Source organism: Ferruginibacter paludis (assembly GCF_030409685.1).
Lineage (GTDB): Bacteria > Bacteroidota > Bacteroidia > Chitinophagales > Chitinophagaceae > Ferruginibacter > Ferruginibacter paludis.
Genome location: NZ_JAUFQJ010000014.1, coordinates 312,205 through 323,659 on the forward strand (window position 1 = coordinate 312,205; position 11,455 = coordinate 323,659).

Genomic DNA, 11,455 nt, shown 5'->3' on the forward strand with positions numbered 1-11,455 from the left:
TTTTGTGTTAGGAAACACAAAATGATGTGTTGCTTACTTTTGTATTAAAACGATTGAACCATTGTGACCCGGTACTGAACCGCTGATCAATATGTAATTTTTTTCCGCGAAAATCTTTACAACTTTCAGTCCTTTCATTTTCACCCTGTCCTGTCCCATACGGCCACCCATTCTCATACCTTTAAATACCCTTGAAGCATCAGAAGAGTTACCAATAGAACCGGGAGCTCTTGAACGATCATGCTGACCGTGAGACTGACCGCCTACACCATGGAAGCCATGACGTTTTACAACGCCCTGAAAACCTTTTCCTTTGGTAGTGCCAACTACTTCAACACTGTCGCCTTCGGCAAAAATGTCAACCGTAATGGTTTCACCAACTGATTGTGTTAATTCGCTATCGCGTATTTCTTTTACTACTTTTTTAGGGGATGTCTGAGCTTTGGCGAAGTGGTTAACTTCAGCTTTGATGGAGTGCTTTTCTTTCTTGTCGCCAAATGCAATCTGGAGTGCATTGTAGCCGTCTGTTTCAACGGTCTTCTTCTGGGTAACTACGCATGGTCCTGCTTCGATGATGGTAACGGCAGTTTGCTTGCCTGCTGCATCAAAGACACTGGTCATGCCAATCTTCTTTCCAATAATACTTTTCATTGTATCTGTTTTTATCCAGCGCTGTTTACGGTATAAACAGATGGATGTTTCAATATTTATTTAAGAACTAACCTTTTGCCTGTCCCTGTTATGCGGGACGGTTCATCAGGCCTTTATTTCAACGTCAACACCACTTGGCAGGTCTAATTTACTCAGAGCGTCAACCGTACGGCTGCTGCTGGTGTAGATGTCTAACAAACGTTTGTGCGTGCACAACTGAAACTGCTCACGGGCTTTTTTGTTAACGTGAGGAGCACGTAATACAGTAAAAATTTTCTTGTGTGTTGGTAAAGGAATTGGTCCCGTTACTACTGCACCGGTACTGCGTACCGTTTTTACGATTTTCTCTGCTGACTTGTCAACTAAGTTATGGTCGTAAGACTGTAATTTTATTCTGATTCGTTGTGACATATTTAAAGAACTTTAAACTTTCGTTTTTTAATTTGGAGTGCAAAGGTAGGGGGACGGTTTCAAATAGCAAAGTCTAAAGCAAAGTTTTTTGAAGTTTTTTTTGAAACAGCCTGGCAGAGATGTAACAACAGGCCTTGTTGATGCAATTATAAATGATTGGTTATGAAATATTACAAAAAATAAAGCCATTTGATCAACTTAGCCGTTCGGATAAACAGCAACTATTTTGCTATAACAATCTGCTCTTCGGCAAGCAGGGGTAAATTCTTAAAACGCAGTACAATATTCGCTACGGTAACAATATCCTTTTGGCAATACACCGCAATACGTTCCAGATCATTTTCTTCCCAGTACACATGCCCTACCATACTGCCATCAATATCATCTTTGGGAGAAGGGATATTCAGAGATGCGGCCAGTAACTTCAGTGAAGTAAAGTTTTTATAGTCGCCAAACCTCCAGTACTGAAAAGTGTCAACCATATTGGTTTCCCATGGTTTCATATTTTGAAAATCGAGATAAGCCGGAATGGCAATACTGTTGATGAGCAGTCGCCTGCACAAGAATGGAATATCAAACTCCTTAATGTTATGGCCGGTAAAGCACCAATGATTGTGCACTGCCTCTAACTGATTAACGGTTGCAATAAAATTTTGCAGCAACTCTTTTTCGTTATGCCCAAAAATGGACTTTACCCGGAACTGATATTGCCCCTTTTCTCTTTTAAAATAGCCCATACTGATACAGACAACCTTGGCAAATTCCGCCATAACACCCGCTCTAAGCGAATAATATTCTTCCGGAGTTACATTCTCAGGTACAGCCCGCTGCACTTTTTCTTCCCACAGGTGCTGCCAGTCTTCGGTGAGTGAATTATAATTTTGCTGAGATGAAACTGTTTCAATATCTATCACCAGGAAGTTTTCCAGGGGCATTTTTGCTATCATATTTATCAGGATTAGTATTAAAAATAAATAAAGGATTACTTAATTGCAACCATTTTTTAAAATAAAGTATGCTATTGCAACAGGATTCATCAAAATTAGTATCCAGTAAACGACAACACCATCCCAGATGTATCAGGTTAATTTCTATGGCCTGTAGACCGTTTTAACCGTGTTCGTGAATAAACAGCAGGATAATCAGGAGTGCAGATGGGATGGCATTTTTGTCCAGCATACGTAACAGCATATGGCAATGGGTATCCGACGAATTAGGTTCTAAACCTATAAAATGTTGCTGAAAAATGTTTAGGCATTGATGTTTCGTTAATGTATCCACCGTTTGCATAAAACAAAACCCCGTACTTGCGTACGGGGTTTTTTCTATTTTAAAAGTGTTTGAATTAATCTTCCACTTTTTGTTTGCCTTTTTGTTTAGCAATTACTTCTTCCGCAACGTTGTTTGGTGCAGGAGCGTAATGACTGAACTCCATAGTTGAAGTAGCACGGCCGCTTGACAATGAACGTAATTGCGTCACATAACCAAACATCTCGCTCAATGGCACTTTGGCTTTAATAACCTGCACACCATGTTTGCTATCCATACCTTCCAGCATACCGCGACGACGGTTTAAATCTCCCGTAACATCACCCATGTACTGATCCGGCGTTAACACTTCTACCTTCATGATTGGCTCAAGCAAAACTGGTTTTGCTTTACGGCCAGCTTCACGGTAGCCTTGTTTAGCACACAGTTCAAAACTCATCGCATCACTATCCACCTGGTGAAAGCTACCATCATATACTTTAACACGCATACTTACCATCGGATAACTTGCCAGTACACCTGTGGTCATTGCACTTTCAAAACCTTTTTGAATGGCAGGTACAAATTCTTTAGGAATACTACCACCAAACAAACCGTTCACAAACTGGAAGTTGCCTTTTTCTTCTTTCAAAAATTCTTCTTCAGCCGGCCCAATTTCAAACACGATGTCGGCAAATTTACCACGACCACCCGTTTGCTTTTTCAGCGTTTCCCTGTGCTGAATGGTATTTTGGAAAGCTTCTTTATAAGCTACCTGCGGCGCACCCTGGTTGATTTCAACCTTAAACTCACGACGCATACGATCTACAATTATTTCCAAATGCAGCTCGCCCATTCCACTCAAGATGGTCTGGCCGGTTTCTTCATCTGTACGTACTCTTAAAGTAGGATCTTCTTCTACCAGTTTGGCAATTGCCATACCCATTTTATCAACGTCGGCCTGAGTTTTTGGCTCAACCGCAACACTGATAACCGGTTCAGGGAAAGTCATTGCTTCCAGTACAATCGGATGATTTTCGTTACATAATGTATCTCCGGTCTTGATATCTTTAAATCCTACAGCTGCACCAATATCGCCCGCTTCAATAAAATCAACCGGGTTTTGTTTGTTGGCATGCATCTGCATAATGCGGCTGATGCGCTCGTTCTTTCCCGTACGGGTGTTCAATACATATGAGCCTGAATCCAAACGGCCAGAATAAGCCCGGAAGAAAGCAAGACGGCCTACGAAAGGATCAGTCATGATTTTGAAAGCCAGCGCACTGAATGGTTCTTTAACATCGCAATGACGGAAAATTTCTTCTCCATTGTCAGGATTAGTTCCTTTTACCGCTTCAATATCCATTGGTCCCGGTAAGTAACGTACGATGGCGTCAAGCGCAGTTTGCACCCCTTTATTTTTGAAAGAAGAACCACACATCATCGGGATAATAGAAATATCAATTGTTGCTTTGCGGATAGCTTCATGAATTTCATTTTCAGTGATCGTGTTAGGATCATCAAAGAATTTTTCCAACAGTTTATCATCATAATCTGCAACAGCTTCAATTAAATGTTGCCTCCATTCATTCACCTCTTCAATCATATCTTCCGGAATCGGCACTTCATTAAAAGTCATACCTTGTCCTGCTTCATCCCAAACCATTCCCTTCATGGTAATTAAATCTACCACGCCTTTAAAATTATCTTCTGCACCAATTGGTAATTGTAAAGGCACTGCTTTAGCACCCAACATTTCTTTAATCTGTTTTACCACATTTAAGAAATCAGCACCGGAGCGGTCCATTTTATTTACAAAACCAATACGGGGAACTTTATACCGGTTAGCTTGGCGCCAAACAGTTTCACTCTGAGGTTCTACACCCGACACTGCACAAAACAACGCCAGTAAACCATCCAGTACACGCAATGAACGCTCCACTTCCACGGTAAAATCTACGTGGCCGGGAGTATCAATGATGTTGAATTTATACTGTTTGGTATCTGGTGTTTTTTTGTTTTGTACCATCGGAAAATTCCAGAAACATGTGGTAGCGGCACTTGTAATAGTAATACCTCTTTCCTGTTCCTGGGCCATCCAGTCCATGGTAGCGGCACCATCATGTACCTCACCTATTTTATGATTAACACCCGTATAATATAATATACGTTCTGTGGTAGTGGTTTTACCGGCATCAATGTGAGCGGCAATTCCAAAGTTGCGTTGATAACGTAAATCTGCCATTTTATTTGAATTAAAAAATTTAGAATTAAAATTTGCTTATTGAAATGAAAACCGTTGCTGATTATTCATCTTTATTTTGTGCCCGGCCGTTGAATCTCAATTAAACTTCATTGGCGTCGCACTCTGGTACTATTTTTCTATACTGATCTTTCCATGCCTGGTTATGCCAGTGCAAAATACCCGTAAGTGCTGGGCGCTGTTTGATATGATTGATTTACTCTCATAATATGCTAAATAAATTGCAGCTACCATCCTTAACATCCTTCTATGCTGAACTTTTTAGCGCCGCAAAGGTAAGTATTTTTTTGTAAAAAAAACAATCTGCTATCCGGGTATCACAGCTTCTTCACCAGGTTGTGGACTATCAAAATAATAAATGATGGCTCCAGCCAAAATGATCCCGATGCCGATTAAACTTTCCAATGGTCTTTCAATAATTGTAAACACCAGCACCCAGGTATTAAACAACAAAAATATGATCTGCAACCACGGTCTGAAAGGGCTTGAAAATGTATGTGGCTGGCGATCTTTAATAAATATACTGGTTGCCACGGTTAAGGAAGCCATTAGTTGTAATACAAAACCAGCATACAAAAGTATCTTTTCAAAACTTCCCGTTAAGGCGAGCAAAATGCTGATAAAAACATGCAGCCAAACCGCCGCAACAGGTATACCATGTGCATTTTTTTTTGCCAATGGTTGCCAAAGCTTATTTTCTTTGGCCATTGCCATGGTTACTCTCGGCCCGACCCACAAATAAGAGCTTACAGTTGCAATCAATTGAATGCCGATAAAAACACTTACCCATTTACCACCGGCACTTCCCAGTAAATTATCAAATGAAATAAAGGTCACTTCTTCCTTACCAGCCAACTGCGTTACCGTGGCATTTTTCAATAATACAAATTGAAAAAGCAAGTACACTACTGCTACAAACAGGGTACTTGCAATCAATGCCTTCGGTAAGTTTTTATGAGGATCTTTTATTTCATCCACTACATAAGCAGCCGCATTCCACCCGGTATAGGCAAAGGCAACATAAACCATTGAAACGGCAAATCCTGGTTTTAAAACCTCCCGTTGCCAGCTATTACCAAAATTAAGGGCACTGTTTATGTTGTTTGGAGTAAAAAATCCAAGGCCAATCAGGGTAACGATGAAAACTACTTTTACTATGGTAGACAGGTTTTGAAAACGGCTACTATGGCGTATGGTAAAACTATGCATCAGGCCAATCAACACGATAACTGCAATTGCAAGCCATACATTATTTTGTAGTCCAAATGGAGCAAGATACTTGGTAAAAGCCATTGCTGCCAATGCCACTGGTGCAGAAAACCCGACCGTTAATCCTGCCCAGGCAGATAAATAACCCAGCAATGGATGAAAGACCCTTGACAAATAAATGTAGTCACCACCCGACTCTTTAAAATGGGTACCTAACTCTGCATAGGCAAATGCACCAAAAAGAGAAAGTAATCCACCTGTAAGCCAAAGTAGCATGATGCTCCAGGTATTTTGTACCGCAGATAATTGAAAGCCAACGCTGGTGAATACACCCGTACCTATCATATTAGCTACCACAATAGCAGCAGCGGTGTAAATGCTTATTTTTCTTTTCAAAATCTGCAACAGATGTTAGATGAATTCCTGTAATTAAGGAAGATAAACAATAAAAGCAGCTAAAAAAAAAGCTATCCTTTGCAGGATAGCTTTATATAAAAAAAATTTAAACTTAAATTCTAAAGTGAGCAAATGCTTTGTTAGCTTCAGCCATACGGTGTGTATCTTCTTTCTTTTTGTAAGAAGCACCTTCACCTTTACTTGCTGCAACTATTTCATTAGCTAATTTTTCAGCCATGCTGCGACCATTGCGGTCACGACTGTATTTTACCATCCATTTAATGCTTAAAGAAACTTTTCTGTCTGCACGAACCTCAGCAGGAATCTGAAAAGTAGCACCACCAATACGACGGCTACGTACTTCCACACCAGGAGTGATATTGCTCAGGGCTTTCTTCCAAATTTCGTATCCATTATCACCTGTAATTTTACTCACTTTATCCAAAGCATCATAAAAAATGATGTAGGCGCCACTTTTTTTGCCAGCCCACATCAGGTTATTTACAAAACGTGTAACTAATCTGTCATTAAACTTAGGATCTGGTGCTAAGGGTATTTTTTTTGGTTGTGTCTTACGCATTGTTATTTACTTTTTTTACACCCAATGAAGGGTGATAAAACTTTAATGAATTATTTTTTAGCTTTTTCTTTCTTGGTACCGTATTTACTCCGGCTTTGCTTACGGTCTTTAACACCTGCAGTATCCAAACTACCACGAACAATATGGTAACGTACACCCGGCAAATCTTTAACCCTTCCGCCACGAATCAGCACAATACTATGTTCCTGTAAATTGTGTCCTTCACCCGGAATATAGGCAATAACTTCAATTTTATTGGTTAAACGCACCTTGGCTACTTTACGTAAAGCAGAGTTTGGTTTTTTAGGCGTAGTAGTGTAAACTCTTGTACATACTCCACGGCGTTGCGGGCATGCATCCAAAGCTCTTGATTTACTCTTAGCTTTAATTATTTCTCTTCCTTTTCTAACTAACTGTTGTATTGTAGGCATTTTGAACCCTTTATTTTTGGACGGCAAAGGTAGCGTTTATGATTTAAAATGAAACACTATTTTACAAATAATTTATTTTTTTTTATTTACAATCTTCAATTCCATGGCAATGCGGGTATCTTTTACCTAAAAATTGCCTTACCGGTGAAAATTTCGGCGCTGTTTAAGTCTTCTACCTTTAAAATATACAGCCCCTTTTTCATGTTGGGTGTACGTTCAATCTGAAAAATGCCATTTACATCTTTAACTCCTTTAAACTCTTTTACTACTTGGTTTAAAACGTTCAGCAAAGCAATATTGTACACGTGATTTCTCGGATTAATAAAGCCAACATTTAAAATATTACTCACAGGATTAGGGTATAACTGAATATTACCAGCCTGGCTGTGTTTATTTAGCGTTACAATATTGCTGTACGATACAGACTGGCCGTTATTAAGCCATTTAACACGGTAAAGGTTTTGCTCTCCGGGTTGCCTGTCAATGAAATTATATTGCCCTGCATTGCTGCTAATATCGCCAACGTTTATCCTGCCAATTTCTTCAAAATCATTGGCTCCTGTCTTTTTCTCTATCACAAAATACTGAACGCCTGGTTCTGTTGCCGCCTTCCAGTTTAACACAACGGTTTCACCGGTAAAGCTACCTGTAAAATCCTGCAATGTTACCGGTAAATAATGAAAGCATGAACCGTCAAGGTGATAGTAATAAGTCCGGTTAATGCAGCCTGCGCCCACAATTATACGGCACACATAAATACCTGTATCACCAGGAGTTACTTCCGGCACAAAGATGCTGGAAGCACTTCCCATGTAAGTACTGTCAGTGCTGCTGCCCTTATCTTTTTTATACCAGGCAAAAGTAGCATTATACACAGTATCTAAACTCAGCGTAGTAGCAATTTGAAAGCAATTATATGTATTAATAATAGCATTGTTAGCGAGGGGTAAAATACTGGCATCTGCAAGGGTTGCATTGCTGCAGGCATCAAGTGCCCTTAATCTTACCAATGTATAATTGGTACCGTTATTAATGTAAAATTCAGGGCTTGTTTGCGGGCCGGCGATAATGGAAGGTGTGGCAGGTGAGCTGCCAATTATTTCGTAGCTGAAAGGACCAACTCCGTTAGAAACAATGGCCTTCAAATTGAATCCATTACTATCGCATTGGTATGCAGATGATCGACTTAAATCTGGAAACTGGTATGGTTGAATTACAACTGTATCCTGAAAATATACATTACAGGCATCATTGGCTTTATAACTTAGAATATAAGTAGCGGGTCCCAAATCCTGGAAGGTATAAGTGCTGTCAATTAGCGTATTGGGGGATACCCCCGGAGACAATGTGGCGTTGTCTTTTTTGATGATTTTCACGGTCAAGGAACCCATATTGGTGCCAGCTACTGTTCGAATATCACCCGAACCATTTGCATAGGTTCCGCTTGGGCACTTAGGAACAGCCGAAACCGTATGCGTGAGGTAACTAGCTACTGCGTCTACACTGACTGAATCCTGTTTACCACAACTGTCAGTCACAATAACCTTGTAGCCTTGTCCCGTCAGAGAGCCAGGAATGCTGTCTATGCTGAAATTGTTACTGTTATAGTTGCCGGTAAAAAATAAGCTTCCGGTGTAAGTATATATTTTTATATTCACGGGCAAAATTCCACTCACAACCGATATAGCAAATTTTGCAAAATTATAGCTGCAGGACTTTGTTGAGGTAACGGCCAATTTCGCTGATAAAGCGCTTGCTGCAAAGCATCTTACTATGGTTGTGTCATAGCAACTGTCCTTCACTTTTATGCAATAACTTCCATATAATAAATTATCAAACTGGCCGGTATTGTTACATATTATTTCAGCGCCGGTACTATCATAAATGCAATACAAAGGATTAGTTAAGTTATGCTGGCCGTGAATTTGAGCAGAAAACGTGTTGCAGTTTCTATTAATAATTCTGACACTACTGCTAACTACCGGTACATCAGGGTTAACAGTAATACATTTGTAAAACGATGTATCGGGACAGTCATTTCTCGCTTTTATACAATATGAACCGTAGGGAATATTATTAAATACACCAGAACTGTCACAATTTATCAATGAATCGTTTGCGTTATAAAGGCAAAACTGGGCATTCTTGATATTGTTACTGTTAGCCGATAATGTGAAAGATGAACAAATTTTATTTGAAACGGTCAATGTGATATCATTGACAATTACAGGGGAGCCTGCTGTGAAACATCTTATAAAAGTGGTATCAAAACAAGAATCATGAATATGAGCACAATAATTCCCCAGTATCAGGTTATCAAAAACGCCGGTATTATTACAGCTTACCAATCCGCCCACACTGTCGTATAAGCAGTAACTCGGACTTGTTAAACTATCTCCACCAATAGAAATATTAAAAGTACTGCACGAAACATAACGCGGTGTTATCACTGCTGGAATAGAGGGCACAGGCTTATTTGGCAAAAAGCAAGTTGTAATCGTAGTGTCCCTGCAGCCATCCTTAACCTTTATACAGTAGTAGGCGTAAGTAAGATTATTAAAAACGCCGGTGCCGTTACAAATCAGCTGTGTATCAGTTGAGTCATACAAACAGTAGCTGGGGTTTGTGAGTCCGTATTGCCCGGTTACTGTTGCAGAAAAACTTGAGCAGGTTTTATTACTGATGGAAACCACATTGCTTATACCTAGTGGGGGTGGTGCGACAGAAAAGCAGCGTGTAATTGTAAGATTTGTACAAAGGTCGTGTGCCTTAATACAATAATTACCATAGCTTAGACTAGGAAATATGCCGGTTGAATTGCAGTCAATCAAAGTATTGCTGTTATCGAACAAACAATAATCAGCAGTAAAAAAATTAGTAGCCCCCGTTACAGTTGCTGTAAAGCTTGTACACCCCTGCGATGAAATTACAACCGCGTTTATGGATGGCGCTATATTAAGCTGAACAGGTGATTTTTTTATATTACCGCAACTGTCTTTGGCCAGAACTGTAAAGCTCGTGTTGCCCGCTAGGTCAAACTGGAAATTTGCATCAGGAGACCATATGGTGTCACCGGGTTGTCTTACAATTCCATATTCAAAACCGGGAATGCCGCCAAGGGTGCTGATATTTCCCCTGCTATCGATCACTTTTATAAAACCGCTTGCAGAATCACACCCAATTTTTGTAAACTTGTAACCATCAATAAACCATGTATAATCATTTACGGTAATTTGCCTTGTTTGAATTCCACCGCAGGAGTCGGTAAGCCGAATGGTATAATTGCCGGCGGATAAATTATTGAATACTCCAGAACTGCTAACAGTACCAATCCCCATTGGAGAGGGTGCAACTATTGAATAAACAAAAGGAGACCTGCCGAATAATTGGCCGGCAACCGAAATACTTCCATTATTTCCTGCAAAACAACTTACATCTACTTTATTAAGTGCAAACCGGGGATCTTCGTAAGATCCAGGCACAATTATACCAGCCTGAGTGTAGGTACAGTTGGAAACAATATCTGTAACAACAACGGAGTAAGTTCCAGCCGAAAGTCCGGTAAGTGAATCAGAAGTGGTAAAATTGGAATTTACCGGCCCCAACGCTTTATACTTATATGATCCTGAGCCACCCGTTGCAAAAACCTTAATTGAGCCAGTAGCCGCACAGCGGGATTCGTATGCCTGAAAATTTGCATTTAGGAGAGAACAATTCTGAGCCTCAGCTATTTTTGGAGTAATCGAAAAATAAGTAAGCACAAAAAGTACAGTGAAGTAAATTTTTCGCATTTTTCATAGTTTGGTGGATAGGTACAGGCTTCTAAATCTTTCAATTTATGCCACTAATGCAACGTTATTTTAGATTAGTTATTGGCTAATTTCTTTTTTAAAGTAGTTATACCCGACAGTAATTTCTGTTAATTACTAGTAAAAATCCCATGACGATTTTTTTAGAATAAAATACCAGGAAAAGATTACCAGTATCCAAGTTATGTTTGCATTTTCCAAGTGCTATTTTTCTGTCCTGCCCAGGCAGCTTTGTGGTACTTCATATGCGTCGCACACTTGTACAGTTGTATTTAATGGCAACTTGGGGATATTTTGCTTACAGCAGACTTAGATTAAAAATATTGCAGTGGAATATGGCGTGATGAATTGTTTGGGTTGGAAGCAAGAAGGAAAGATGCTTCCAAAAAAGTTTTTTGCATAAAAAAACCCGATCAAATACATGATCGGGTTTCAAATGAATATGGCAGCTACCTAC

General features: G+C 39.8%; 8 protein-coding genes. All 8 read right to left on the reverse strand.

Features of this window, described 5'->3' with window-relative positions; all coding sequences use genetic code 11:
- Positions 1–33: 33 nt before the first annotated feature.
- The gene (gene rplC, locus QWZ08_RS20890; RefSeq protein ID WP_290339493.1) at positions 34–651 is read right to left on the reverse strand and encodes a 50S ribosomal protein L3; all 618 of its coding nucleotides are present in this window, start codon (positions 649–651) and stop codon (positions 34–36) included.
- 105 nt (positions 652–756) lie between these two features.
- Positions 757–1,062 (reverse strand): 30S ribosomal protein S10, encoded by a 306-nt coding sequence (gene rpsJ / locus QWZ08_RS20895; protein ID WP_290339494.1) that lies wholly within the window; start codon positions 1,060–1,062, stop codon positions 757–759.
- A gap of 221 nt (positions 1,063–1,283) precedes the next feature.
- Positions 1,284–2,009 carry a ribonuclease H-like domain-containing protein gene (locus tag QWZ08_RS20900; protein WP_290339495.1) on the reverse strand — a complete coding sequence of 242 codons (726 nt, stop codon included), beginning with the start codon at positions 2,007–2,009 and terminating at the stop codon, positions 1,284–1,286.
- Between the two features lie 398 nt (positions 2,010–2,407).
- Positions 2,408–4,555, reverse strand: coding sequence for an elongation factor G (fusA, locus tag QWZ08_RS20905; protein ID WP_290339496.1), 2,148 nt, complete (start codon positions 4,553–4,555; stop codon positions 2,408–2,410).
- 324 nt (positions 4,556–4,879) lie between these two features.
- Entirely contained in the window at positions 4,880–6,178 is a 1,299-nt protein-coding gene (locus QWZ08_RS20910; RefSeq protein WP_290339497.1) for an APC family permease, read from the reverse strand.
- Positions 6,179–6,290: 112 nt separating this feature from the next.
- Entirely contained in the window at positions 6,291–6,758 is a 468-nt protein-coding gene (gene rpsG / locus QWZ08_RS20915; RefSeq protein WP_290339498.1) for a 30S ribosomal protein S7, read from the reverse strand.
- A 50-nt stretch (positions 6,759–6,808) separates the two neighbouring features.
- Positions 6,809–7,189 (reverse strand): 30S ribosomal protein S12, encoded by a 381-nt coding sequence (gene rpsL / locus QWZ08_RS20920; RefSeq protein ID WP_290339499.1) that lies wholly within the window; start codon positions 7,187–7,189, stop codon positions 6,809–6,811.
- Positions 7,190–7,311: 122 nt separating this feature from the next.
- The gene (locus QWZ08_RS20925; RefSeq protein ID WP_290339500.1) at positions 7,312–10,980 is read right to left on the reverse strand and encodes a T9SS type A sorting domain-containing protein; all 3,669 of its coding nucleotides are present in this window, start codon (positions 10,978–10,980) and stop codon (positions 7,312–7,314) included.
- Between the last annotated feature and the right edge of the window lie 475 nt (positions 10,981–11,455).